This is a genomic window from Aestuariivirga litoralis, from assembly GCF_003234965.1.
In the GTDB taxonomy this organism is placed as follows: Bacteria; Pseudomonadota; Alphaproteobacteria; order Rhizobiales; family Aestuariivirgaceae; genus Aestuariivirga; species Aestuariivirga litoralis.
In genome coordinates this window covers 176505-201415 of record NZ_QKVK01000008.1, presented here as the reverse complement: position 1 = coordinate 201415, position 24911 = coordinate 176505, and the positions used below count along the sequence as shown (strand labels likewise).

The 24911-nt window shown below is 58.3% G+C and carries 20 protein-coding genes and 1 riboswitch; of the genes, 10 read left to right on the top strand and 10 right to left on the bottom strand.

Going from position 1 to position 24911, the window contains the following annotated elements:
• Window positions 1–228: 228 nt before the first annotated feature.
• Entirely contained in the window at window positions 229–702 is a 474-nt protein-coding gene (locus tag DK847_RS16780; RefSeq protein WP_111199682.1) for a GNAT family N-acetyltransferase, read from the top strand.
• A gap of 877 nt (window positions 703–1579) precedes the next feature.
• Here the strand turns inward: DK847_RS16780 and DK847_RS16775 are convergent.
• Window positions 1580–2131: a hypothetical protein gene (locus tag DK847_RS16775; RefSeq protein WP_146256168.1), complete on the bottom strand. Its 552-nt coding sequence runs from the start codon at window positions 2129–2131 to the stop codon at window positions 1580–1582.
• 506 nt (window positions 2132–2637) lie between these two features.
• Here DK847_RS16775 and DK847_RS16770 point away from each other — a divergent pair.
• The 3 genes from DK847_RS16770 to terL all read left to right on the top strand — a co-directional run bounded on the left by DK847_RS16770 (window position 2638) and on the right by terL (window position 5911).
• On the top strand, window positions 2638–3987 hold the full coding sequence (locus DK847_RS16770; RefSeq protein ID WP_111199680.1) for a site-specific DNA-methyltransferase: 1350 nt from the start codon (window positions 2638–2640) through the stop codon (window positions 3985–3987).
• An 81-nt stretch (window positions 3988–4068) separates the two neighbouring features.
• Window positions 4069–4476 (top strand): DUF5681 domain-containing protein, encoded by a 408-nt coding sequence (locus DK847_RS16765; protein ID WP_111199679.1) that lies wholly within the window; start codon window positions 4069–4071, stop codon window positions 4474–4476.
• Complete coding sequence (terL, locus tag DK847_RS16760) at window positions 4466–5911, top strand: phage terminase large subunit (protein ID WP_111199678.1); 1446 nt, start codon at window positions 4466–4468, stop codon at window positions 5909–5911. The genes DK847_RS16765 and terL overlap by 11 nt, the downstream gene beginning before the upstream one ends.
• Window positions 5912–5914: 3 nt before the next feature.
• Here the strand turns inward: terL and DK847_RS16755 are convergent, their stop codons facing one another.
• Window positions 5915–7054 carry a tyrosine-type recombinase/integrase gene (locus DK847_RS16755; protein WP_161957338.1) on the bottom strand — a complete coding sequence of 380 codons (1140 nt, stop codon included), beginning with the start codon at window positions 7052–7054 and terminating at the stop codon, window positions 5915–5917.
• Between the two features lie 492 nt (window positions 7055–7546).
• Between DK847_RS16755 and DK847_RS16750 the strand changes: the two genes are divergently transcribed.
• Together DK847_RS16750 and DK847_RS16745 are read left to right on the top strand one after the other, a co-directional pair.
• Window positions 7547–7996: a DUF2924 domain-containing protein gene (locus DK847_RS16750; RefSeq protein WP_161957337.1), complete on the top strand. Its 450-nt coding sequence runs from the start codon at window positions 7547–7549 to the stop codon at window positions 7994–7996.
• A complete protein-coding gene (locus DK847_RS16745) occupies window positions 7989–9755 on the top strand; it encodes a recombinase family protein (protein ID WP_111199675.1) in 1767 nt (588 codons plus the stop codon). Before DK847_RS16750 ends, DK847_RS16745 begins: the two co-directional genes overlap by 8 nt.
• 245 nt (window positions 9756–10000) lie before the next feature.
• Here the strand turns inward: DK847_RS16745 and DK847_RS16740 are convergent, their stop codons facing one another.
• Window positions 10001–10570 (bottom strand): cyclin-dependent kinase inhibitor 3 family protein, encoded by a 570-nt coding sequence (locus tag DK847_RS16740; protein WP_204508368.1) that lies wholly within the window; start codon window positions 10568–10570, stop codon window positions 10001–10003.
• The gene (locus tag DK847_RS16735; RefSeq protein WP_111199673.1) at window positions 10570–11499 is read right to left on the bottom strand and encodes an ADP-ribosylglycohydrolase family protein; all 930 of its coding nucleotides are present in this window, start codon (window positions 11497–11499) and stop codon (window positions 10570–10572) included. Before DK847_RS16735 ends, DK847_RS16740 begins: the two co-directional genes overlap by 1 nt.
• A 148-nt stretch (window positions 11500–11647) precedes the next feature.
• Here DK847_RS16735 and DK847_RS16730 point away from each other — a divergent pair, with 148 nt between their 5' ends.
• Together DK847_RS16730 and DK847_RS20685 are read left to right on the top strand one after the other, a co-directional pair.
• Complete coding sequence (locus tag DK847_RS16730) at window positions 11648–12253, top strand: NUDIX hydrolase (protein WP_204508366.1); 606 nt, start codon at window positions 11648–11650, stop codon at window positions 12251–12253.
• Window positions 12254–12317: 64 nt separating this feature from the next.
• On the top strand, window positions 12318–12491 hold the full coding sequence (locus DK847_RS20685) for a hypothetical protein (protein WP_161957336.1): 174 nt from the start codon (window positions 12318–12320) through the stop codon (window positions 12489–12491).
• Between the two features lie 19 nt (window positions 12492–12510).
• Here the strand turns inward: DK847_RS20685 and DK847_RS16725 are convergent, their stop codons facing one another.
• The 4 genes from DK847_RS16725 to DK847_RS16710 all read right to left on the bottom strand — a co-directional run bounded on the left by DK847_RS16725 (window position 12511) and on the right by DK847_RS16710 (window position 16171).
• On the bottom strand, window positions 12511–13518 hold the full coding sequence (locus tag DK847_RS16725) for a toll/interleukin-1 receptor domain-containing protein (RefSeq protein ID WP_111199671.1): 1008 nt from the start codon (window positions 13516–13518) through the stop codon (window positions 12511–12513).
• A gap of 163 nt (window positions 13519–13681) precedes the next feature.
• Window positions 13682–15088 carry an exonuclease domain-containing protein gene (locus DK847_RS16720; protein WP_111199670.1) on the bottom strand — a complete coding sequence of 469 codons (1407 nt, stop codon included), beginning with the start codon at window positions 15086–15088 and terminating at the stop codon, window positions 13682–13684.
• 56 nt (window positions 15089–15144) lie between these two features.
• On the bottom strand, window positions 15145–15702 hold the full coding sequence (locus tag DK847_RS16715) for a hypothetical protein (RefSeq protein WP_111199669.1): 558 nt from the start codon (window positions 15700–15702) through the stop codon (window positions 15145–15147).
• Window positions 15686–16171, bottom strand: coding sequence for a hypothetical protein (locus DK847_RS16710; protein WP_146256167.1), 486 nt, complete (start codon window positions 16169–16171; stop codon window positions 15686–15688). Before DK847_RS16710 ends, DK847_RS16715 begins: the two co-directional genes overlap by 17 nt.
• A gap of 151 nt (window positions 16172–16322) precedes the next feature.
• A riboswitch (SAM-I-IV-variant riboswitch) is annotated at window positions 16323–16425 on the top strand.
• A gap of 161 nt (window positions 16426–16586) precedes the next feature.
• Here DK847_RS16710 and DK847_RS20450 point away from each other — a divergent pair.
• Together DK847_RS20450 and DK847_RS16705 are read left to right on the top strand one after the other, a co-directional pair.
• Window positions 16587–16898 (top strand): hypothetical protein, encoded by a 312-nt coding sequence (locus DK847_RS20450; protein WP_146256166.1) that lies wholly within the window; start codon window positions 16587–16589, stop codon window positions 16896–16898.
• On the top strand, window positions 16895–18550 hold the full coding sequence (locus DK847_RS16705) for a DEAD/DEAH box helicase (RefSeq protein ID WP_161957335.1): 1656 nt from the start codon (window positions 16895–16897) through the stop codon (window positions 18548–18550). The genes DK847_RS20450 and DK847_RS16705 overlap by 4 nt, the downstream gene beginning before the upstream one ends.
• A 230-nt stretch (window positions 18551–18780) precedes the next feature.
• Here the strand turns inward: DK847_RS16705 and DK847_RS16700 are convergent, their stop codons facing one another.
• Both DK847_RS16700 and DK847_RS20445 read right to left on the bottom strand, forming a co-directional pair.
• Window positions 18781–21753 carry an SNF2-related protein gene (locus DK847_RS16700; protein ID WP_161957334.1) on the bottom strand — a complete coding sequence of 991 codons (2973 nt, stop codon included), beginning with the start codon at window positions 21751–21753 and terminating at the stop codon, window positions 18781–18783.
• Window positions 21753–24722, bottom strand: coding sequence for a hypothetical protein (locus tag DK847_RS20445; RefSeq protein WP_146256165.1), 2970 nt, complete (start codon window positions 24720–24722; stop codon window positions 21753–21755). The genes DK847_RS16700 and DK847_RS20445 overlap by 1 nt, the downstream gene beginning before the upstream one ends.
• Between the last annotated feature and the right edge of the window lie 189 nt (window positions 24723–24911).

Here is a 24911-nt window from a genome sequence, read left to right as displayed (position 1 = left end):
TCTGGCGGGCGCGGTGGGGCGGGACCTTGCCAAATGACCACCAGCGCCGCATCGTCCGCATCGAGACGTCGGTCATCCGCCGGATGTCGGTCATGCGCGTCACCTTGGATTGAGATCACACACTTGCGGACCAAGACACTTCTTGAACGGGTGAGATGGGAGATAGAAGGCGCGGGGTTCTTGATCCGGAACTTGGTAAGTTCGCATTTCCTGAAGACGTTACCGCGAATGGAGCGCGACGGCCTTGAGTTGCGAGGCCTCAGGCCTGCCGACTTGCGACGCTTGTCCAAGCTTCACGGTCTGCTGCGGAGCGGTGCAAAGCTGAACGTCTGGCGCCTGTTGCTGTTTTGTGTCGCCGGACGGAAACTGATCCTGGTTGCGGAAAATGCGACAGCGGGCATCATTGCGTTTGAGATGTTCTATTTCAGGAAGGACGAGAGTGCCTCCGGTATCATTCATGAAGCATTCATCGGCGTTCATCCCGATTTCCGCAACCGCGGCATCTCGAAATCACTGAGGACCCATTCCTCAAAGAGCTATTTCAGCAGCGGAATACGGGGGATATCGACAAATATCTCCCGGGAGAACGTGGCGTCGCTTGCTTCGGCCCTGTGTGCAGGCTTCACCATTCAGGATCACACCTCGACGCATGAGAAGCTCAGCCTGTTTCTTGGAAATCCCTCTTTGGATGATGACGCATAGGTCAGCGCGGCCGAGGACCATGATCACCCTGGCGCCACTGGCACGCCTTGTCAGCCGAGGCTGGTTGGCTTCGTTCCATTGATGGTGTCCGGGTCCTTCCTCCAGCATGCCTGCCTCCAGCACGCCTGCCGCCCGCCCTGCCGTCCCCGCCCCGCCGTCCAAGCCCCGGAAATGGCGGAGGGTTCTCGGGTAGCTGTTGTTTTCAGGGTTCGACGTGGGTGGATTGGCTGTGGAGGCAGTCCTGGTCGAGAACGTCTTCGCCTCATTTACAGGGAATTTGGGCGAGATCAGATTAGCAGGGAGCAAAAAATCTGACAAATCACTCCACGATTTCAGTGATTTGGAGCAGCACTTCCCTGCATGCGGGAGCAGGGAATTAACTATGGCGTAGCAGGGACTCGACGACCCAAGAAGAGGGACTTCGATGTTGAACTTCTAAGCTTGTTCTGGAGGCCATCGCATTCCGAGCTTCGCGCGCTGCAAAAGATCGTTGTTGAGCCCTGAGGCCGCATTTTCTCATCTCTGACCAACTCCCGCCAACTTCGACTTAGGACGCAGGCTGAATGGCAGATCAGATAGACAGGAACGCCTTTCAAGAATCCCGAAATGCAGAGTCGCCCCATTTGTGTGGGCCTTCGTCGTGACTTGGTGCGTCCTCACGAGGAAGATGATTCTCAACTGTGCATCTGATGAGTTCGGTCAGGTCGATCCTGGAGGCGGGCGCCGTGATAGAAGGGACCAATGCCGGACATTATGATCACGCTTTACGCTCACCCGATCAGAGGGACCGGGAGTCCAAAGGGCGAACCGTGTTCAAAACCGCAAGTCTCAATATGGTAAATAATGTCTGTCAGTTCAGACCGGTTACCACAAAGACCTAGAGGTAAGGTATGACAAGCGGCACGCTTCCAACCACCATCGCAAGCGACAGAAAGGGTCGGCTGAGGTTCTGCCAGGTCTTGTTTCCATGCCCAATCGCTTGCCATGCGTGATTCATGGCGGAGAGCACGAAGAAACAGCAGATCAACACTACATACAGCAGAAACGCCTCAGTGGCATCGGGAAACCATGCAGTCCAGGCGATGCCTGTGACAGAGGCAGCAACAAACCACATAGTGTTTTGAAGCTGGTATGGATCCACCATCAGATCGTTGACCTGATCGTACCCCTTTTCCCGTGCCGCGGCCTTGGCAAGGAAGATCCCTTCCAGCGACAAAGTCCCACACATCGCGATTGCGATAGTAAGGGCCAGCAGTCTGATCGATGCCGGTGAGGTTGGAACGTCCCGAGCAGCGTAGGACAGATAGAATCCCAGTGCGACCCCGAGGATGCGAACGAGTTCTACAAATTTGACCAGGCGGCTCTTCACATTGACCGATTCTTCCATTCCCGCAGTTTTGAAAGACTTGGCCAGAGCAAGCAATGCCATTGTTATCTCAGGGGTGGATGCTAACCAGACTGACATCTCGTAGCAATTCAGTCGTGAGACAAGAGGCTCATGTGTGGCATCTCGGTCAAGAAATCGGGTGTGAGGCAGCCCCGAGTCCTCCGAACTTGCGCTGAACCTGAGGACACGACTCCTGCGTCGAGGAGCGATCAAGAATGGCTCTTTGGTGAACTGCCTATAGGGGTTCCTCCGGGAGATGACGAGTGGCATTCCCACTGTCTTCCAACAGAATTGGTCTGGTTGTCGCAATGAGTGGCATGCGGCATCTCAAGATTCTGTCCGGTTACCCGAAAATCAGCTGGTGGGTTTGCCACTCTTGAATATCGCAGTTCTTCCCTCACAATGAACGCAAGGCATCAGGAAGTCGCATTGCCTCAATCCGGGAGTGACGAGGGTCATTTCCGGAAGTGGGGGCGGCTTGCCCGGCCTGACAGATCCAAGGTGATCACTGCCTCTCAAAGTCGCGGGGGGAGTGACGAGGAGAGAGAATGACGCAGACGACGAACAATGCGGGGCTGGATGTGTGCTACCTTCCGCTCGCCGCATTGAAGCCCTACTCCAAGAATGCCCGCACGCACTCGAAGAAGCAGATCGGCCAGGTCGCGGCGTCGATCCGAACTTTCGGGTTCAACGTGCCGATCCTGGTGGATGAGGAGAACACGGTGCTCGCTGGCCACGCCCGGCTCGCCGCCGCGAAGACGATGGGGCTCGACACCGTTCCCTGTATGCGCCTTTCGCACATGAGCAAGGCGCAGAAGAAGGCCTTCATTCTCGCCGACAACAAGCTCTGCCAGAATGCGGGCTGGGACGAGGATATTCTTGCGCTCGAGCTGAAGGACCTGATTGACCTCGACAAGGATTTCGAGATTGGCGTCACCGGCTTCTCGGTCGCCGAGATTGATTCGCTCATTGACGGCATCACGGTCGAAGAAGCTGGGAATCCGAAGGACGACCGATTGCCTGAAATCGCTCACCTGGCGGTAACCCGTCCGGGTGACCTGTGGCGCATGGGACCGCACCGCCTTCTCTGTGGCAGCGCCCTCTCGCCCGAGGACTGCGGCAACCTGATGAACGGGGAAAAGGCCCAATTCGTGATTACAGACCCACCCTACAACGTGCCCATTGCCGATCACGTGTCGGGGTTGGGCAAGGTCCGCCACCGCGAGTTTGCAGCCGCCTCGGGCGAGATGACGGCCGACGAGTTCAGGGTATTCCTCGAGGCCGCCTTCCGGAACCTCGCCGCCAACAGCGCGGACGGTTCGATCCACATGGTGTTCATGGACTGGCGCCACATGTCCGAGGTCCAGGAGGCCGGCGCCGCTGTCTATTCCGAGCTCAAGAATCTCATCGTGTGGGTCAAGGACAACGGCGGCATGGGCTCCTTCTACCGCTCTCGTCATGAGCTCATCTTCGCCTTCAAGAACGGCACCGCCCCACATGTGAACAGCTTCGAGCTGGGCCAGCATGGCCGCTATCGGACGAATGTCTGGACCTACAAGGGCATGAACAGCTTCGGAGGCAAGCGGAACGAGGAGATTGGTCTTCACCCTACGGTAAAGCCGGTGGCGCTCCTGGCCGATGCCGTGAAGGACGTCTCGACCCGCGGGTCGATCGTCCTCGACGTGTTCGGCGGCTCTGGCTCAACCCTGATCGCGGCCCACAAGACGGGCCGTCGGGGCTACCTGTTGGAGCTCGATCCCATTTACTGCGACCGCTGCATCCGCCGCTGGGAGGCTTTCGCCAAGGACGACGCGATCCTAGAAGCGACCGGCCAGACCTTCGCGGAGGTGGCGAATGAGCGTCTGTCCCACAACACCGAGGCACCTGGGACCGACTGATCGCAGATTCCGGTCACCACAAACACAGCCCGGGGGCAGCCAGCCCGGGCCGCTCCAAACGCTAGAACAGGAGAAACTCCCATGGCTGACGATTCTGACAAGTGCAACTACGAGGTCGGCTACGGCAAGCCACCCAAGGCCAACCAATTCCAGCCCGGGACGTCCGGCAATCCGAAGGGCCGGCGCAAGGGGAGCCGCAATCTGAAAGATTTTGCGCGCGAGGAGCTGGACCGCAAGCAGCGCGTCACGGCCGACGGCAAGATGCGCAGCCTCAGTAACCGCGAGATCATTGTGCTGGCCCAGATCAACAAGGCACGGAAAGGCGACTCCAAGGCCTTCCGGGAAATCCTGGCGCTGGATGAGGGTCTCCAGGCTGATGTCGAGAAGCACATGGGGCGCACCGATCTCTCGCCCGACGAGCGCAAGATCCTCGAAGCGCACCTGGCTTACCTGAAGAACAAGCCCTCGGAGGCCGGCGATGACGTCTAGCCGTGCCCTGCTCCTCGCTGCCCTCCGCGACGACTTCCTGGTGTTCCTCGCCTATGCCGTCCCAATCCTCCGCCAGGGCGCAGAACTGGAGGTCAACTGGGTGATCGACGCACTGGGTGCGGAGCTGCGGCGTGTCACGGAAGCCGAGACCCTGCGGCTCATCGTCAACATGCCACCCCGCTCGATGAAGTCGACGATCGTCTCGGTTGCCTTCCTCGCCTGGTGGCTTGGCCACAATCCGAGCGCCCGCATCATCTGCGCGAGCTACAATGACGGGCTGGCGCGGGCGCTGGCGGGCGATTTCCGGCGGCTGGTCAGCCATCCGCTCTTCAACGAGATCTTCCCGGACTTCAGGCTCGACCCGGCAAAGAACACCGAAACCGAGGTCCGCACCAAGGCTGGGGGGTACAGGCTCGCGACCACTGTCGGCGGCACGCTGACGGGGCGCGGCGCCGACGTTATCGTGGTTGATGACCCACTCAACGCGGTCAACGCCTACTCGGCGTCCGAGCGCGAGAAGGTCAATCACTGGTTCGACACCGCCCTCCTCAGTCGTCTCGACAACCGCGGGACAGGAGCGGTCATTGTCGTCATGCAGCGCCTGCACGAGGGTGACCTCACTGGGCACCTTCTCGAGAAAGGCGGCTGGCGGGAATTGTCGCTGCCCGCCCGCAATATCGATGGGGACCGCAGGTTCCCGTTGCTCACCGGGGGCACCCACCTGTGGCCAGCCGGTGCCGACCTGATGCCGACCCGCCTGCCGGCGACCATCCAGCTCGACCTTCTCGCCAGCATGGGAGAGGCGGCCTTTTCGGCCCAGTACCTGCAGCGGCCCGTCCCTGAGGGTGGCAACATCGTCAAGACCGAGTGGTTCCAGTCCTACGCCACGGCTCCCCAGCGGAGCGACCTCCGCTACGTCGTCCACAGCTACGACGTGGCGACCAGGCCGTCGCTGGCTGGCGACTACACCGTCTGCACGGTGTGGGGCATGACACACAGGGGCGACTATTATCTTCTCGACTGCCGGCGCGTCCGCCTCGCCTTCCCCGACCTGTTGCGGCTCGCCCGGGAGCTGATACGACTTCAACCGCCCACCCATGTCCTGGTCGAAGACGCGGCGAACGGTACTGCGCTGTACCAGGAGCTCCAGCGCGAACGGGGCTTTACCGCCGAGCTCATACGACCAAGACACGACAAGGAGGCAAGACTTCATGCGGCAACACCCATCATTGAGGCCGGCCGCGTCTACCTGCCGGAGACAGCTACCTGGCGGGTTGCCTATCTCGCCGAGCTCACCGGCTTTCCGGGCACCCGCCACGACGACCAGGTCGACAGCACCAGCCAGTTCCTGAACTGGGCCGAGGAGAGGCACCGCCGCCCCACCCTTCTTCCGGAGATCTGGTCACTGGAGAAGGAGGATCCCTGGCTCTTGTGATGATTACTCCTGGACGGCGTCGGCAAACAGGTCTGGTGCCGTCAGGAACCCCGGTTTGAACCTGCTCCTGAACTCGACATCCATGAAGTCGTCCGTAACATGGGCGTAGGTGCGCAACGTCGTGGCCATGTTGAGGTGGCCCAACTGCCGCGCCACGACGATTGGTGGTGTACCAGCCTTGAGCAAGAGTGACGCGTAGGTGTGACGCAGCGAGTGAAACACGAATGTTCTTGGCAGACCCATCTGCGCACAGAGCTTGTGGAAGTGGGACCGGACGTAGCCGACCGTCCACGGCCACCCCTTGTTACGCCGGATGAGTGGACTGTCGTTATCATGCCCGTAAGCCAGGGCCTTGAAGAACTCGTAACCCTCGTCGGGAAGGGCAATCGTTCGACCTCGATAGCATTTGACTGGAGTAATGTAGATCGCCGCCCGGCTGCCGTTGATGTCGCCGACCCTCATCTGGAACAACTCCGTGATACGGCAGCCGGTATAAAGGGCGCCGAGGATGAGACGCTGCAGCTCCGGGTTGGCAAGTTGTACCATTTTCCGGGCCTGCTCCCACGTCAGAATGTCAGTTCTGATGCGGTTGACGGACCTGAACAGTTTCACATGTCGCCAGGCCATGTTGCTCGCTATCTTGCCCTCGCCAAATGCGAAGTTCAGCGCCGCACGCAGGTCGGTGAAGGTCTGGTTGGCGGTGACCCTGCGTTTCCTCCGCACCTCAGGATCGAGCGTCCGGGGGTCTACCTGGGTCAACCTCGTCCCACCCGCACGATGGAGAACCGACGACTCGATATAGAGAAGGAGAGACCGGCACTGCTGCGGCGTCAGCTCGTCACAGGGTATGCCGCCCAGCAGGGGTATGGTGTAGACATTTGCCCGTGAGACCGAGGCGTGGAAGTTCTGCCGGGCCCGGAACTCCTTCTTCCACTCACAGAAGTCCCGCATGGCGTGAGCCACCGTGTAGCGGTCGCCAACGGGGCACACGGAGAGTTCAGATTGCCAGCCGAACGGTCGCGCCGGCACGCGGATCGGGATGAGCTCTGGCGAGTCGAACCACTGCAGGGCCTTTGCCTTTGCTTGCTCAAAGGAGAGAATCTTCTTTCCGGTTGCAGCGCGTCCGTCATCCGCGACGCCCATGCTGGCCTCCCGGTAAGGACACCCAGTCGGTGCGGCAACTCTTATTCTGGCGACCCAACGACCGGCACACTTCGGGGTGCGTCGGTAGCCAATCGCCCTCCCCCAGGAGAGGATGATGTAATAGGGTTCCCACTTGGGGGGAATTGTCTTTCGGAACTGTCGATCTGCCAGTTCAGCTTCGGAATAGCGGTGAACAAACATGCAAGCTCTCCATGACTGTGTGTTGCCAGGCACTTGGACTGCACTTCTGGTAGAAGGATACGGCTGTTCGCCTGATCGGCCTGACCAAAATTTACTCAAGAGAGGCACTTGCTCCGAATGGTCAGGTCCCCGGAGGATGTTCTCCGGTACTCACTTCTGAAAGCCTAGTATCCGCCTTGACTGACCACAATTGCGATGTGACCAATTAGCTGGAACTCTGCTCAGTTAGCAGCGTTCTGACCGGATTGAGGTCGCATTGTTTGCTGCCGCTCCCAGTCGTGAGGCATGTCCATGGAACGTGCTGATCACCTCCTTCCGCGCCTTGAACTGCTGGATATCGTCCAGCTGCGCGAGCAGTGGTACCTTCACTTCAACAGCGAGGCTGGGAACAAGCTGAGCGCAAAGCTCCTGCGCCTCGCGATTGCGTACCGGGTCCAGGAGCTTGAGCACGACGCGGTGGGCCGATGCGACGCGATCCTTCGCATTGCCCAAGGCCAGTCCAGGGTGAGGGAAGCAAGTGGCCACGGCTGCGCCCAGCAGATGAAGCCAAGGACACGACTGCTCCGGGAGTACAAGGGAAAGGTCCACGAGGTTTTGGCCGTGAAGAACGGCCTGTTCGTCCACGAGGGCCAGATCTTCAGTTCTCTCAGTGAAGTCGCCACCCGGATTGTGGGCAAGCGCCGGTCTGGAACGTCGTTCTTTGGGCTGAACGGCAAGTCACGGCGGGACAGGGATGGCTGATCCTCGGGTCGTGCGATGCGCCATCTACACGCGGACGTCATCGGACGAGAACCTCGGCCAAGACTATAACTCGCTTGCCGCCCAGCGGGACGCCTGCGCGGCCTTCATCCTGAGCCAGAAGAGCGAAGGTTGGGTCAGGACGACGAATATCTATGAAGATGGCGGCTATTCGGGAGGTAGCCTCGACAGGCCGGCGCTCAGGCAGCTTCTGGCAGACATGGCGGCGGGCCAGCTTGACATCATCGTCGTTTACAAGATCGATCGGCTGACTCGGTCCCTTCGGGACTTTGCAAGGCTGTCGGAACTTCTCGACCGGCAGGGCGCCTCCTTCGTGGCCGTGACCCAGCAGTTCAACACCGCTTCCTCGATGGGCCGGCTGACCTTGAACATCCTCTTGACCTTTGCGCAGTTCGAGCGGGAAGTGACGGGGGACCGGATCAGGGACAAGATGGCCGCCTCGGCCAGGCAGGGCATCTGGATGGGTGGACGGCCTGCCCTTGGCTATGACGCACCTCAGAAGAAGCTCGTCGTAAACCCCGGGGAGGCGGAGATTGTCAGGCACATCTTCCAGCGCTTCGTGGAGCTTCAGTCGATGGGTGAACTCCGGAAGGACCTTGAGAGATGCGGCATCGTCTCGAAGCATCGGGTGTTCAGGGAGGGGGTGGAGACCGGGGGCAACAAGTTCTCCTGGCATCCTCTCCGCACAATCCTCACAAACCCTGTCTATGCCGGCATGATCAGGCACAAGGAACAGCTCTATCCCGGACGACACGAGGCGATCATCGATCCGGCTCAGTTCGCGAAGGTACAGGACCTGGTCCAGAAAGTTGCCGACCGGGAGAAGGAGAAGCGCGAGCGGGCGTATCCGTCACTTCTCAGGGGTATCATCTTCGACACCGACGGCGGACGTCTCTGTCCGGTTCATACCAACCGTCGTACCAGGAAGTATCAGTACTACGTGACCGGCTCGCTGATCACGAGGGTCACGCGCCGAAAACTCACGAACCACAAGCACAAGATGCGGTTTTCTGCGCCAGAACTCGACAAGTTCGTTGTGAATCTCCTGGCTCGACACTTTCGCGACAGGGACTGGGTTACCAGCAATGTCCCGACCGCAAGCCGCCTGCACGTGACATTGAGGAATGCCGCTGCCCTGGCCGACGAACTGCACGGACAGCTGAGGAGGAACACGAACCTCATCCGAGACATGGTGCGCAGGATCGAGTTGGACAAGATCACCATCCGGATATCGATCGACCGTACGTGGCTCTATGAACGCCTGGACGTCCGACTTCCCCGGAAGGCCCCACCCTTTGCCGCCTCCGCGATCGAGGTGGTCTTCAACGGCCACAAACTCCGGACGGGAAACGAGGTGAGGGTAGTGTTCGAGCCCAAGGACGCACTGCCCGAACCTGACCACCGGATGGTGCGCGAGATCCTCAGGGCCATCAGGTGGTTCAATGAACTGGCGACAGGCAGGTACGCCACGATCATGGAATTGGCGGAGGCCGAGAATTGCTGTCCTGCCCTCATCTCGAACAGGGTCCGTCTGGCCTTCCTCGCCCCGGATATTGTCGAGGCGATCCTGACGGGGACGCAGCCATCCTCGTTGACGATCTCCTCGTTGAGGCGAGCCTGTCCGTTGCCACTGCCCTGGGAACAGCAGCGAAATCAATTACTTGGCCGATCACGTGCCACAAATGAAGGGCATCAAGGAGTTGGTCAGCCTCCACTGGCACCGGCCACTCAACCCCAATAATACCTCACCTTGATATAATACTTCAGGTTGCTATTCTAAACGTAGAGATATCGAGGAGCGGTCGAAGTGAGAAGGCGGCAGACATCGGGCGGCAAACCTCAGTCCTCTGGAGGCGTGGACGAAACCACTCATCCCGAAGTTTTGGCCTACATGGAAAAGTTCTTTCCGGAGACGGACCCGCAGGAGCTCCTCTCTGAACTCAGACGCCTCGGCGATGCTCATCATCAACAGGTTCGGCAACTGTTTCACTGACCTTCAGCTGCAGATCGCAATCCCCTGCTTGACCGAACGTAGTCCTCCTGCTCGCGCGTTTCGATCGCACCCTTCCGAGCACTCCTGACCGCCTTCATTGCATCCTCGGGGTTCATCCCCAGTTCCACGAGCATGAGGGCGGAGACCGTCCCCGCACGACCAAGGCCGCCCTTGCAATGAACAAGAATGCGCGACCCGGATCGCACCTCTTCCAGCAGCCGCGATCCATGCTTGCGCCACGCCTGAGCAAATCGCTGGTCAGGCGGGGAGAAATCGGTGATCGGCATGTGCAGCCACTCCATGCCGCGGGCCACTGTCTGCTGTTCGATGTCACTGACCTCGAGCGACTCCATCTCGTGGAATTCTATCAGGGTAATGACAGTGGAAGCGCCCCAGGCCTTGATTGCATCGAGGTCGATACAAAGGTCACGGTCCCAAGCACCCGTCAGCGCGCCGGGTTGCTTCTTGCCGGGACAGAAGGTGACGCCGATGGCACCCTTTGCGGTGGGAGAAGTAAACTCGGCAATCTGCAGGGGATGGGTGATGCTGGTACGCGGGTTCATCAGGCGGCAGTCCTTTCGAGGGAGATGTCATGGAGGCGGTCGGCAAGGGTCGTGATGCGGTCGCGCCAGGCGAGGAGGTCGAGCCACTCTTTCGGGATGCCCGAGGCCCCCCACAAGGCTCCTGCGAGCTGGCCGGCAATGGCCGCCGTCGTGTCGGCATCCTCGCCGAGGTTGGCAGCCAGCAGCACGGCCTCGCGGTAGTCTCGTGAATTGCCCACCGCCCAGAGGGCCGCTTCGAGGCTGTGGATCACGTAGCCCGATCCCCTGACCTGCTTCCGGTCCCAGCCAACCGTCTCCATCCGCATGGCGCGGGCGACCCTCTCCGGCGCCCAGCCGCTGCGCGGCGTGAACACCCGGGCCTTTGACCACCCCTGGATCGCCTCGGCGACGAGGTCGGCATATGCCGCACAGGCTTCCACTGCCTCCTCGGCGCCATGGGTTACGGCACTCTGCCGGCGCGCCACATCGAGCCGGGTTTCCGGATCGAAGGCATAGAGAATTGGCACGGGTGCCAACCGCATCAGTGAGCCGTTCCCGGCCGACTGCGGGTCGGTGCTGCCCTCCACCGGGTTGCCGGACTTCCGGAAGCGGCCGAGCGCTCCACGCACCGTGATGCCGATGTCGAAGCAGCGGCCGTTGTGGGAATACACGCCCTTTTCCGCCCAGGCACAGAAGCGCTCCATCAGGTCGCGCTCGTCGAGCCCGCGCCGCTCCACGAGCGAGGTCGCCAGCGCCAGGGCCATGGAGGTGTCGTCCGTCCACGCGCCTGCCTTCAGCCGGAACGGCCCTCCCCCGACAACGGTCGTGAGCGGCTGGTAGCTGTCCTTCGGCTTGAACTCGAGGGTGGTGCCCAGCGCATCGCCCACGGCCAGCCCTAGGAACGCGCCCCGGGCGCGGTCACGCAGGGCCTTGTCGTCAGTCAGGGTCATCAATTCTCCTGTCCGGAACCAAAGACTCCGGAATTCTGTTGCGGGGAGGTCATTAGGTGTTATGTCTACACTTATACATTCACAGGGATAGTGTTGTCAACACACTTATACCATGACCCAATATTGCTACGATTACCCCCGCCCCGCCGTGACCACCGACATCTGCCTCTTCACCGTGGTGGACGATGACCTGCGCATCCTGCTCGTTCGCCGGGGACTGGAGCCGTTCAAAGGGGCTTGGGCGCTGCCTGGCGGCTTCCTGCAGGAAAACGAGACGCTGGACCAGTGTGCGGCCCGGGAGCTGCAGGAAGAGACGGGCGTCGCGGGCACCCATCTCGAGGCCTTCGCCACCTTCAGCGAACCGAAGCGCGATCCCCGCTACCGTGTCGTGACGGCAGCCTATTTTGCGCTGGTGCCGGCAACTGACCACGCGCTGCAATCCGGCTCAGATGCCGATGACGCACAGTGGCACAGAATGCAAAGCCTTCCGAAGCTGGCATTCGACCATGCGGACATCATCACTGCTGCCCGCGGGGCGCTGGCGGGCAAGCTCGATCGGGAGCCACTCGTCCTCGCTCTGCTGCCGGCACGCTTCACCCTCACGCAGATCCAGAAAGTCTACGAGGCTGTCGAAGGGCAGCCACTCGACAAGAGGAATTTCCGCCGAGCGATACTGGCAAAAGGGTGGATTCGTGAGACGGGAGCAATGGAGCGCGGCAGTCGAAGGCCCGCCATGCTGTACGAGAGGGCGTAACGCCAGCAGCGATCCACTTACGGCTCAAACGTCAACCGACCACTCCGACTGCGAGGATGCAACAATGTCTTACGTCGCGATCCAGTACCAAACATCCACCGGCAACTGGACGACGGTGCAGCAAGTGCTGAATGATCCGCACAACATCAGCAACGCCCTGAAAAGCGTGAAATCAATGTATCCAGACAACCGCATCCGCGCAGTAGACGCTATGGGTCGACTGATCGACATGATCTAAAAAAGGACTTTGGCTTTTTTCAAAGTGCCTTTTCGAATTTTGGGGGATCACCAACATCCACCCACTGCACGCGAGCCATGGATACAGGGAGTTTGGAGAAGGTCATATCCCGAGAACACAGAAGAGGGATGAGAAACCCACGTTTCGCCAAACTGAAGTTCATGGCCATGTGAAACTCGTCTATGCATTCGGATGATTCGAAATAGCTATCCGTTCCAAGACAGACTACCTTGCGCGAAGCAGCCATCGCATTGACCAGGCTCATCTTCCAGTAGGAACCAGGCTGAAGCTGATCCACATCGACGTAGATGTTTGCCGCTGGTTCTCTTGACTGAAGAAACTCCACGAGTACCTCCTTGCGGGACGCGTCGACTTGTCGGTAACTGATGAAGTAATCGAATTGGTGCCCGCTCTGTGTCACATGACGTTCAGTGCGATATGCTTGGATTACCACGCCAGCTTGCAACAAGAGCCTGTGCAGGTCATCCGATCCCTGCCCAAGAAACACTTGGATACGCTCGATGGGTGCCACCAGAACAAGATGCAGATAGGCCTGACGGAGGATTTCTGACATCATCTCCAGACGATCGAAACCTTGATCGCCGGTTGAAAGGAGCGGAACCCTCACGCAGCGGGCGCGACGATCCTGATCTTCCATCAGGAACTCGCGAATAGTCCTATAAACATTGCCAACGATGTTTTTAGGATGGGTGTCCGAACCATGCTCAAAGCACACGATCCGAAGGGGCTTCTTCCTGAGGTTCACCTCTCCGGCCACCCAGCATCCCCACCGCTTGCGCCAGTCCCTTTCCTTCTCGCTAGCAAGATCAGCTACATTGATGCCGAGCGTCGACAGCCGACCAATCAACGACTTGGGTGTGGGTGTGTAATCATTCGGAAATGACGATAACACAAGGTAATCAGCCGGTTTTTCATCGGGATGCAGAATATCACCAATACAGATATCAAGAAACTTGTCGTTTCCATAAAGGTCCTCGATCTTCTCAGTGAAAACCACTTCAGCCATGAATTCTATTCCTCCCGAATCGGACTGCCTTAGTTGAGCTAACCGAAGAGCACTTGGGCCAACCCTTGGCACGCGCCATCGTCGGTTCAGACGTTAGAATCGCAATTGCGGCCGGGTCGCGCCGCGAACAAAGGACGGCGCGTGGAGCGTTATGGCCCATGTGCTAGCCTGCCAACTGCCCTTCCGCCCATGCCCGCTTGTCGACGAAGTATGCCTCCATCGCTTCAAGCGAAAGCGCCTGCTCATAGGAACACCCCTCTCGACGTTCCTCGATTTCGCCAAGGGCGCCTTCGATCGTCAGCCACTTGACCTTCTCTTTCGCCAACCACCTCTGTGCGATAGCTTTGGAGAATGCCTGCCTCATATCCTCACTGAAAAGATCGGGGCGGTGATTGAACACTATTCGTCTGGCAATCCTGCGTAATCTGTCATCTTCGAATCGGCTGGCGATCTCGATCCTCGCCGGCCACGAAGAACGATGGAACTCCCGCATCAGTGCCGTGTCTCCAGATCCCGGAAAACCTCCGTAGATCTGCTCCTCAATATGAGGTGAGTCCTCGTAAACCTCCCGGGTTTCCACATAAGCCTTCAGCAACCGGTGTCGAAGCTCATAAGATTCCTGAAGCGCTTTGGCGCGCCGCATGATCTCGCCCTCACCGATCTTCATGATATCGGCACGACCCTGGGCCATGTCGATATTCAGAAGAATAGGACTACTGTTCGCCTTGATTGTCCGCAGCGGTTTGGGCTTGCTGAGAACCCATTTCCTGAGTGAGTCATCCCCGACCGACAGCAATTCAGCTGGGTCATGGGCGAGATTGAAGGCAATCACGTTCCCCTTGTTGGACGGATCGGCGTCAATTGCGGAAACGAGCCAGTGGTTGGGCTTGTTGAAGCGAAACTCCGTGTAAAGTCGGACCGACGACGCTTTGGCCTCCCGCAAGGCCTCGGCCTTCTGCCCCATCCTCAAGAGGTGATCCCAGATCCACGGCGCTCCTTCCTTCACCGTTTTTGCCAGGAAAACCGTCGCTTCCACGTCAGCCATGGCATCGTGAGCGTTTGGATGGAGAAAACCGTTGGCAGGGGCGAGACGGTCTAGCCTGAAGGTTGGTACGCCATCGTCCCGTTCGGGAATCTTTAAAAGACCGGGGGCGAACTCGTTGGTCGCGAGCGCCAACTGCAGGATGTCGAGGCGACTGCTGCCACCGGTGTTGGTAAGGTACACTGGCAGCAGCGACTGGTAGAATGCCTGCCGAAGAAGACCCTCATCGAACTCAAGACTGTTGTAACCAGCGAATACGGCGGGCGACCACTCGGTGAGCTTGGCGTGAATGGCAGCAGCCATTTCGAAGTGGGATGGGAGGCCTGGATCAGACAGCTGACACAGCGTGACACCCGTGACCAAGAGTGCACCGGGAGCAGGTAAAACATGAGGCTGTATGCGGCAGCGGATCTCGAATCGGTCTATTTCCTTGAGCGCGTCGTCAGTCCGGATCGCAGCAAACTGCAGGATCTGATCGTAGAATGTGTTGCTGCCGGTTGTTTCGGTGTCATAGAACACGAATGACATTGTCGTCTCGCCGCCCCGAAATTTCGATCAACTGCTAGCACAAGCTCGCTCGGGTGTCAGATTCGACGTTCCGGATGATACCAACGGGCGAAAATGGTGTCGTTGGGAATTCTCGACGCTGGATCACTGAGAACCCAATACCCATCGTGGCGCAGCCTGTCGAAGAACTCACCCCGATCCAGGTAGCAGCCATACCAATCGGCAAATATCCCGCTCTGCCCGGCCAACTCGGCCACACAGCAGTAGAAAACCTTGGAGCCAGATGGCGCTGGCAACTGAAAGCACTCGGCGTAGTGAGGATCATTGTTGCCATCGTCTCCATACGCGTCAATGAACTCCCTCGCGTGAGCCAGGCGCTGCGCATCGGAGATTGGCGCGTCATCATCCAGACCGAGAACGAACCTGACTCGATCATCCTCAAATTCAAGCTGGTTCAGTACGACCACACACTCGTAGTCGTCTGCCCCCATTGCGCCGCTCTCATAGAGAATCCAGGATCGAAAAGCCTCCAGCTCTGAAGTCTCCCCGGGCTCCGGGCCCTTTCCGAGCGCGTGCAGAACAAGTGCGTTGCAGATCGGCAGGTGCTCCACAGGTATTTCAGGCAGTTGCGGCATTCGCTCCTCTCCTGGCAGCAAGGATCTGCCGGGCGACCGGCCAAGTGCGATCGCAGAAACCCCATTTTGCAGGCTCGATACCGACCCGCCTCAGTTCGATCCGATCAGCCGCCCAGCAACAGGAAATGTCGAGGTCCTCATGCACCTTGCCTGCATCATGCCAATGTAGCGCCTCAGCCAGGCGTTCAAGCCTTTCTTCCTCGAATTCGAAGAAGCGGCCATTGAGCTCCCTGGCGACAACCGCGGCACGCGCACCGTGGCGGGGATCGTCCCGTTCATTCTCTCGCCGGCAGTCGTGGAGAAGCGCGAAGACGGCAATGAGTGCCTTGTCGGCCTGGAGTTCATCTGCCAGCAAAATGCCATTTGAGAACACGGCTCGCCAATGCAGTGGGCCGTGGACACTTCTCTTGCCGAGAGTAAAGCGTGATTCCGCCTCTCTCAACAACTCTACTGTGTCGACGTCATTCAAATTGAGCATGCTGTAACTGGCTTTATATCATGTCGCTGCAGAACGACATTTATCCGTCATGAGAACTGACAGTATCGCTCAAAATATCTCACTCGTGCAAGCATAGCTCGACAACACTCGTTGACTCTTGCAGATCTGTTCGTTATATAGAACGCAGCATCTAGATTGGGTCGACGCCCAAACCAACCTGCCTACCCGGGCAAGGTGGTATCCGAGAGGAGATGTGGCTCGAGAGAGCAATTATGCGGGGTGCGTCGACCCTCCTTTTTGACGGGGAATTGGGATTGGCGCCTTCGGAATATTCCAGTGACGAAATCAGCTCAGCAGAGCCACTTCCCACGAGGTTTTGCCTCTGGCTATTCACTTGGAACTCGCCTGCCCACCTCACGCGGAGCCATGGACGGAGCGATTTTAAATGTATCCAAGCCTGAAGCTATCCCCACTGCTCACACCCACGCCACACACTGCCGGAAGATCCAAGGCAGAATTGGTGGAACGACGGCTAGAAGTGATGGCTGCTTGTGACTCACTTCTCAAGGCAATCAAGGCCACCTTACCGGAAGATTGTGAGTACGAACCGCCAACGCCCAAGGTCGGCGATGAAGCCCGCAGGGCCTGGCGCGAGCGCAGTGCAATTATAGAGGCATTGCGAGACGAAATTGCAATGGAGGCCATGAAGATCACAATCGAATGGTCTCCGGTCGAGGAGAAGAGGGAAAAGGAATGAACGACTTCGTTGTTCCCCACCTGGCTGAACTCTCAAGAATTCCCCGGGGTCTCCTTTACCCGCATCAATCAGATGGCGTGGCTTTCCTCCTGTCGAAGAAGCGTGTGGTGCTCGCGGACGACATGGGCCTGGGAAAGACCCGGCAAGCCATTGTCGCGATGAATGTCGGCGCGCCAGAGGGAGCAATCCTTGTCGTTTGCCCCGCATCCCTGAAGCTCAACTGGCGGCGTGAGATCCGGATGGTCGATCCGGGTGCCGCGGTGGAGATCATTGGCGCGAAGGACGGAGCTCCCGAAGGCACGCCGCGCTGGGTCATCGTCAATTACGATCTACTGACGAAAAACGCCGCCCGGCTGCACGACGTTCCGTGGGCAGGGGTGATCCTCGATGAGGCGCATTTCATCAAGAACGCCAGCCAGCGGACCAGCTACTGTTTAAAGCTGCTGGGCGTCCAGAAGGAGACACGGGCACCGGTGATCGGTCCGCAGTACGTGTTCCTGCTGACCGGCACGCCAATGACCAATCGCCCGCGGGACCTGTTCAACCTGCTCCGCTGCGTCGGACACCCGGCAGCGCGCTCCTTCTTGTCCTTCGCCAAACGCTATTGCGACGCTTACCAGAACGACTTCGGCTGGGTGACGACTGGCGCCTCGAACTTGGAGGAGCTGAACCTCCTTCTCAAGGAGGTCTCGATACGCCGGAAGAAGGAGGAAGTTCTCGACCTGCCGCCGAAGGTAAGGAGCTGGGTGCCGGTCGATGTTGCCTCCAGCGCCTTTGCGATCGAGAGCTCGCTGGCCTTCATCCGCTGGTATGCCTCCACAGACCCAGCTAACCCGAACGACAAGCAGTTTCTCGCCAAGCTCATGAAGGTCAGGACCGCCCTCCACAAGGCCAAGCACAAGGCGGTGGAGGAGCGCATTCAGGACGTTCTGGAGACTGGTCAGAAGGTCGTCGTGTTCACCTCTTTCACCGAGGGGCTGAAGCGCCACGCAAAAACACTGGGCGAGGCTTGCGTGACCATTTCCGGGTCGGACACGGCCGAGCAGCGGCAGGCCGCCGTGGAGCGCTTCCAGGACGATCAGGAGGTCCGGGTCGCCGTCTGTAACCTAATTGCAGGCGGCGTCGGCATTACCCTAACGGCCGGAACACATGTGATCTTCCAAGACCTTGACTGGGTACCGGCGAACCACGCTCAAGCAGAGGATCGCTGCTACCGCCTCGGCCAGAAGAACCGGGTGACGGTGGAGTACTTCTTCGCCGAGGGCTCGCTCGACGAGTACATCTCGGAGCTGCTCTCCCTCAAGATGGCCTTGATAGGGTCGGTGGAGGCGGAGGTTGCCCCTGATGCCTCCTTCCTGGCCGAACTCGAATCCAGGCTCCGCGCCATTGCCCCTGCCCTCATGCAGGAGGCGAAACTGGCCAAGAGCGACCCAAAGGACCGGTTGACAGAGCTCACTGCCCTACTCCCAAAGGCCCAGCGGCAGCAGGAAGAGGCCGACAATCCTGGCCTGTGGGAGTTCAAGTCCTCCCGGGACCTTTCGAAGTCATACCGGGTCACCTACGGTCGCGCCGGGCACCTGGAATGTACGTGCGAGGGATTCCTCTACCGTGGGAACTGCAAGCATGTACAGGACGTGCGGGCGAAAGTCTGACCGACGGCCGCGGACAGGCTTATGCCGGCCAAATGCCATAACGCGCCTTGCGAATGTCCTCCTGCCCCGTCCGAGTCGGCAGAGCCGTCTTGTTAGGCTCATCCAAGAACTCAGACCTCTGTGCCACTATTCACATGGAGCAGGCCCTTTCAAATTCCTGATCCAACATTCGGTGAAATCAAATACATCTCGCTGTTAATCCCCTTGCCACGTGCATGTTGGTCTCTATCTCAATCCTGTACGACAAGTGACATGAGAATTGTGCGCGCTTGAATGTTGCCATACAGGACACTCCCCTCAGAGAGGCTCTTGATGAAGTTGGTCGCTTCCGAAAAATTCAGCCGAGACATCTCCAGATATCTCTCCAAAGCTGCCACTTGACCCTGCCTTAGCTCGACTGGACCGGCTTCTGGTGGCAACTGCCTACGACGCTCCAAGGCCAGCTCCCGATTTGCGATCTCGGCCTGAAAGTGGGCACTGACCTGATAGGCGAAGCCGACAAGCTCATTTTGAACGAGATTCAGAGCGGAAGACCTTAGATTCCCCACCTGCGCAGTGATCGCGGATAATTGCCGAGACCGGACTCCATTTGCAACATCGCGCCTTTCAAGAGCTATTAGTGGTGGTCTCCCCTTCGCCACTGCATTGTTGGTTGAGGAGGTCATTGGCTGCAGGCAGAGATCCAGCGTCTCTTCAGTCAGTGGCAGCCACTCTCCTCTTGCTTTGCTTGACCCAACTCGAACAAGTCTTGTTGGCGCGACATTCCGTATCCTGCGCTGTAGCGCACGAAAGAGGCTTCGTAGCATGCGTCGGTCAGCGGTGAGAGCTCTCTTCTGCACGTCGGTTGGCGCGGCCTTTAGAATCGCACTCGCCTCTTGCGTCCATAGCGGCGGGATGAGATTGTCCGGAAATGGGTCAGCGTGAGCGACCGAAATGATTACGATCGCGCCAATCGTTCCTGCAGGATGGCCTTGAGGCAGTCTAACGCTGGTTTGCACGACCGGACTTACTGCGCCGAACGCACTGAGGGTCGCAGCTTCGTAGCCAGCAACCAGAACATCGTGCATCAATTCGCCATGATCCAGAAAGCGTAGCGGGCGCGCCATTCTCTCGCTGTCCGCCCCAAGCTCTCCGTCATCTGTAAATACACTCTTTCGCGGCGGAGCAGATATATCTGATCGGCGATAGATGAACGGGATGTGATTTGTCATCCAGTTCTCTCGACGCACACCAGGCAGGACGAACGGACTCTCACCAGCAGGCCCCCGACCACCGATTCCATGATACCACAGCGTGTGGAACCCATAGTCATCGGATCTGTCGCGTCGGAAACCAATATCAAAGTCGGTTGAAGCGGTAATGACTTTCAACCACGCTCCGATTGCACGCTCTTCACGGCGTATTGGTGTATCTTTGGGGCGAGCACTTTCATACATCACGACTGGTGCTGGACAGGGCTTCTCACGCCAAAGCTCAAAGTCCGCAATTGCCTTCTGTCTGGTAAAGGGATCGGCCTGCTTGAAGCAGGACGGCAAACCACCACCATTACCAGTGAGTTTGGCGACCGAAGGAATTGCCTTACGCCGGATGGCAGAGTGCCCGAGCGTCGTCTGAAGTTCCGTCAGCTCAACTGATGAAAGAGGTGGAAGCGGGGCGTCAAATATGCCGAAAGCAGCAACGGTATCTGCAATTGCGGCTTCCTGCGATCCATCGATCAGGATTCTCCAGATATCTATGACACTTCTTGATCCCTTGCGGTCGCTAGCTGCACCGATTCGGTCGACGCGTCCTATCAGCTGATCGATACCGTCAATTTCCCAAGGCAGTGAAAAGAAGATTATTCCCTGTGCGACGTGGTGGAGGTTGAGCCCAGCCTGTACCCAGTCGCCAACGAGCAGAAGACGACTCTCACCCGATAGAAGTGGCGCAAGCGTTTCTTGGCTTTCCTGAAGAGATGTTACGCCTTCCACTTCCGCGGCGGCAGGGCGTCGCAATACAGAAATCGCATCAGCTAAGAACGGAAAGTAGGGTGGAAGCGCTGAACGCAGCATGTCGATCGTCGGATTGTCTCCACAGACTATGATGAAGGTGCGCTTCTCGTTCTCCGACCACTGCTCCGACAGTATGTCCAGCAAAGCCTCCAATCGACTGTCACCAGGATCCTCAAGCGACTTGAGGCGAGCGGCCTCTGCGAGTTGACCAATAGCCCCTCCGCGCGCGGACAGTTCGGTCAGAACATTCCTCGCTGCACGCGCACTGCGCTGCAGCGCGCGGGCCGCCGTCCAAGCCGGGCCCTGAAGACCTTGACGGGGGTCTGTGCTCTCCAGCACCATGGCAGCGAGGTCATGTCGCATCTTCTCGCAAGCGAGAGGCTTCAATCGAACTTCGTGATTTCGGCGCTGCGGAAGATATGCGGCCCAGTCTGACCGACCATTCCTGATGATACGCCGGGAGGCTCCGGACTGAAGAAATCCCCTCGTCAAGCTATCGGGATCGTCCGATCGGCTCAGGGCAGTCATTGCAGCCTGCTCGCGGCTCTGAAGAACGTCGACCACACTACGGCCTTCCAACCGCGCAAGCGAAGCAGCTTCTGGTTCAATCATCCGCAAGATCGGCTCCCGCCACACGGGGTCGCCCAGTCGCGGTGTGGCAGACAGAACAAGAACCTGCCGAAAGTCATCCGACGCCTGGGATATGGCCTGGATCACCTCACGCGGCATTGTTTGGGGCTCGTCAACAATTAGGAGATCGAAGACGCTGGAATCTGCATTGATGGTTCGCGCTCCTTGACCAGGACGAGCCATCAGATCGCGCGGACGCGCCAGCGTTACAGATGGCAGATCGTCTTGAGTGCCTTCTCCCACGGCACCTGCGATGGCTGGCATCACATGACCTCTGATCCAGCACTCTTCCTGCCACTGCGACAACAGATTGTCTGGCGTAATCACAAGTGTTCTGTGCTTGGGATCTTGGTAACGCAACGCATTGACAATCATCAAAGCCTGTACGGTCTTTCCAAGCCCAACTTCGTCTGAAATCAAATGACGGACATGTGTGTCGGAAAGAATCCGGCGCACCGTTGCGATCTGATGCGGCAATGGATCGGCGGCGACCCCAAGCGCGCCACCCAAGCTGATTTCCAGGGCGGAGATCTTCCGCCGCAGTGCCTGAACGCCATTAATGAACCGAAGGTATGAGTCCATCAAAAGGCGCCCGCGTCCGGGAGGTCTCTCAGCGCGAGTTTCCGCCGAAGCGCAACATATCGAACTGCTCTGCTTGTCCGTACATCCGAAAGCCCCCTCGCCAGAAGGTCCCGCCATCCTTCTGTTTCGACCATCGTCTTGGGGGAGAGCCAGAGTTGCAACATAGTTCGGAGTTCCGCGCGGCCGAGCCAGCGGAACCCGGATCGCCGGGATGCATCGACGTGGGTGGAGTCGAGCAAGTCAATCAGATCGTCTTCGGTGAGCTCACTGTAGATGGGCGTTATCAACGCCAACCAACGCGCTTCTGGTAAAATGAACGGTCGGAACATCGGCAGAAGGGGGACTTCACGAGAGTCTTCCAATGCTTTGCGCCACAACTCTGCTGGACGGGACATGTCCACTTCTTCGAATGTTTTGATGCCGTCTGCTTCCTGCTGGTGCCGCAAATCCTCGTATGCTTCGATCACGGCGAGATCGAGTTTTCCTGCAAGATCGTCACTGAACTTCAGAAGCGCTTCCGACACATCTGGTACAGCTGCGGACAAACGTGCGATCAGCCGATCTCGCAAGAATTCCTTATCGGAAGTCCGCTCAACATCTGGCAAGTCCTTGCCGGAAATGAGGTCTAGACCGTCTGCACATCGAAGGAGAGCCTCATGCGGTGAAAGAATAGACAGGTCTATTCCAGCTTCCAACCCGCGCCAACCCTTCCCACAAAGCTGCTCGACCAAAGCGGCTTCAAGCTCTTCGACGAGATTCCAGCGCCGCCAGTTACTCAGCAGTTCATGCGCCTCAGCGAGCTGCCACGCAACATTGGCACGGGCGAGTTCGATGAGTCCCACGCCGTTTCCACTTGACGTCGGCTCTCGAAGTAATTCAGGGAGTGTTACTGTACAACGATCACCAAGTTCAAATCGACTGGACTCCTGTCCTGGCAGAATAAGGCCCGCCGCCAACGACTCGTGATCTCCGGCGTCTGGAACAATCAGTCGGGTTACCAACCAGTCACGCTCCTCCTTATTGAGGAGCGGTTCCTCAATGGTCGCGCTGACCGAAGGCAGCACCAATGTGTCCTGGCCAATCCTTGTCCAGATACGTCTTTCCCAGTCATAGCGAAGCTCCCTGCGAACCGGTGGAAGGGAAAATACCTTCTCAAAGAGTCCACCTACATCCACAGACAAACGGAGACCGGATTCGCTTGCCTGCAGACCAGGCAGCTTTGACTGTATTGCGTACAGGACGGGAGAACGGCCAGTTATCCTGGCGGGCAATCGCTCGATCACACCTTCGGAAACAAACGTAGGCCCGCTTGGGGAGACTACGCGAATACGGATTGGAACTGACTCAAGTGCCAGTGGCGCAGTAACCCTTATCTCGAGTTCACCGCTCTCCAGGTCGGAAACATTTGCGTTTTCTGGAATGACCTTGATCGCAGCAGGTTCAACATCTGGGGGCTCAATGACTTCGAACTCCAGTCTGTCAAGCTCTCGGCCCTCGGAAAGTTCGATCAGATGCCGACCAACTTCGGGTCGCAGGGCTTTCCACTGAACACCACATATGTTCAGAATCTCACCCGATGCACGGGAGCCATCGATAAGGAGTTCAGAACTGGTGGGAACACGCCGAGTTACGAGCACTGGGAAGGTGCTGAGGAACCTGTTTGAGAATCCGGGAGCGGGCAGTCCGAGGAGTTGCAGCGTGGGGACCTGGTTTGCAATCGCAAACCCGCGGCGTCGGAGGAGTTCGGCATCAGAAGGAGCCGACGTGCTCAAAATACGGGTCTCGAGGCTCCCTTCATCACTCAGACCAAGACACCGAATGATTCTCACGTCAGGCCGAATCTTTTCACTGGGAAAAATCGCCTGAGCCGTAAGTCCATCAGGTTCAACAAGGAAGAACTCGGGCTCAAGAGGCTGCAATGATCTCATCAATGAACTTGCAGCCCCCTCATCCAGATCGACGGCGTGGTCCCGGCGCAAGGGTGTCACCGGGAACGGGCAGATGTTCCTTAGCGCAATTTCACCACCAGCAAGGAATGAACTGAGAGAAATTGCGTGCATTCCATCAACTGCTCGTATGCGGTCTCCATGTATACGCAACGCAGCAACCACCTCGTCGCGCAACTGCGCCGACAATACTGGCCCACGAATGGCCAATTGCCGTGGCACGCCATTGTCCAGCGCGAGAACATACCGAGATGACACAATCTGCGAGAGGCGCGCCGATCGCCTTGCAATCGTCCGCCGCGCTTCCGTAATCGCACGAAACGCACCCCAATCCCTTCGAATATCGCGATCTATTCGAATGAGTATGCTGTCTGCAAGCCAACCCTCAGACTCAGGAGCAAGGAGGCGACGCATGACCTCTAGGGCAACATCTCTTTGGAGCAACCAATTCTCGAAGCGACGACTTGCGTGCCCCGCCGCAAGTGCACGGATGTAATCAAGCAGCCCTTCCGTGTCCTCAGCTGATATCCCCGCCCTGACGGCACGTCGGAGTGCGTCCGTGAGCTGAGGTTGTATCTCAAGGGGTACCACGGCGTTGCCAATCGGCCACGATATATGCGGAAAGTGACGTTCCCAGGGGCTGTCCCCGGGTCGGAACAGCCGTAGCCTGCGATGTCCGAGTTCGAACAGCTCCGAAAGACCGATTCGGAATGCAGTACCTGCTTCGACACCGAGTTCTTGCGAGAGCAAAGGCCAGAAATCGGTTCCAGTGCCGCGGTATCGGTAGCCCACCTCGCTCGCGATAACGACCATAGGAAGAAATTTCAACGACCACGATGCCCGAGTGAGTTGTGGATCTTCCTCAAGCAGTCGCGAGACAGAAGTTCTCAATTCGACAAGCGCCAAATCGTCGAGCCCATGCTCGATGGCGAAGACGGGCCTCTCCCCACGAGCACGAGCCAAGCTTGCAAATCTTTCCGCAAGTTGCTCATGTCGATCTGACAGCAGATCTATACCCTGCATCAGTCCTCCATACCCGCGGGACTGCCACCGCCATATGCCGACAAGAGACCAAATCCTCCCATGGCGAGGTTGACTAATGTCTTACCAAAGGTCAATCATATTTGGACGATTTCTCGAGAGGTATTTTTTGATTTCAGAGAATATGATTTCCACCGGACCCCACGTTCCCAATCTGTATGGGCCCTCGAC

Excerpts from the sequence above, each read along its gene's own strand:
- DK847_RS16780 (WP_111199682.1), top strand. The coding sequence starts at position 229 with ATGGAGCGCGACGGCCTTGAGTTGCGAGGCCTCAGGCCTGCCGACTTG.
- DK847_RS16775 (WP_146256168.1), bottom strand. The coding sequence starts at position 2,131 with ATGGCATTGCTTGCTCTGGCCAAGTCTTTCAAAACTGCGGGAATGGAA.
- DK847_RS16770 (WP_111199680.1), top strand. The coding sequence starts at position 2,638 with ATGACGCAGACGACGAACAATGCGGGGCTGGATGTGTGCTACCTTCCG.
- DK847_RS16765 (WP_111199679.1), top strand. The coding sequence starts at position 4,069 with ATGGCTGACGATTCTGACAAGTGCAACTACGAGGTCGGCTACGGCAAG.
- terL (WP_111199678.1), top strand. The coding sequence starts at position 4,466 with ATGACGTCTAGCCGTGCCCTGCTCCTCGCTGCCCTCCGCGACGACTTC.
- DK847_RS16755 (WP_161957338.1), bottom strand. The coding sequence starts at position 7,054 with ATGGGCGTCGCGGATGACGGACGCGCTGCAACCGGAAAGAAGATTCTC.
- DK847_RS16750 (WP_161957337.1), top strand. The coding sequence starts at position 7,547 with ATGGAACGTGCTGATCACCTCCTTCCGCGCCTTGAACTGCTGGATATC.
- DK847_RS16745 (WP_111199675.1), top strand. The coding sequence starts at position 7,989 with ATGGCTGATCCTCGGGTCGTGCGATGCGCCATCTACACGCGGACGTCA.
- DK847_RS16740 (WP_204508368.1), bottom strand. The coding sequence starts at position 10,570 with ATGAACCCGCGTACCAGCATCACCCATCCCCTGCAGATTGCCGAGTTT.
- DK847_RS16735 (WP_111199673.1), bottom strand. The coding sequence starts at position 11,499 with ATGACCCTGACTGACGACAAGGCCCTGCGTGACCGCGCCCGGGGCGCG.
- DK847_RS20685 (WP_161957336.1), top strand. The coding sequence starts at position 12,318 with ATGTCTTACGTCGCGATCCAGTACCAAACATCCACCGGCAACTGGACG.
- DK847_RS16725 (WP_111199671.1), bottom strand. The coding sequence starts at position 13,518 with ATGGCTGAAGTGGTTTTCACTGAGAAGATCGAGGACCTTTATGGAAAC.
- DK847_RS16720 (WP_111199670.1), bottom strand. The coding sequence starts at position 15,088 with ATGTCATTCGTGTTCTATGACACCGAAACAACCGGCAGCAACACATTC.
- DK847_RS16715 (WP_111199669.1), bottom strand. The coding sequence starts at position 15,702 with ATGCCGCAACTGCCTGAAATACCTGTGGAGCACCTGCCGATCTGCAAC.
- DK847_RS20450 (WP_146256166.1), top strand. The coding sequence starts at position 16,587 with ATGTATCCAAGCCTGAAGCTATCCCCACTGCTCACACCCACGCCACAC.
- DK847_RS16705 (WP_161957335.1), top strand. The coding sequence starts at position 16,895 with ATGAACGACTTCGTTGTTCCCCACCTGGCTGAACTCTCAAGAATTCCC.
- DK847_RS16700 (WP_161957334.1), bottom strand. The coding sequence starts at position 21,753 with ATGGACTCATACCTTCGGTTCATTAATGGCGTTCAGGCACTGCGGCGG.
- DK847_RS20445 (WP_146256165.1), bottom strand. The coding sequence starts at position 24,722 with ATGCAGGGTATAGATCTGCTGTCAGATCGACATGAGCAACTTGCGGAA.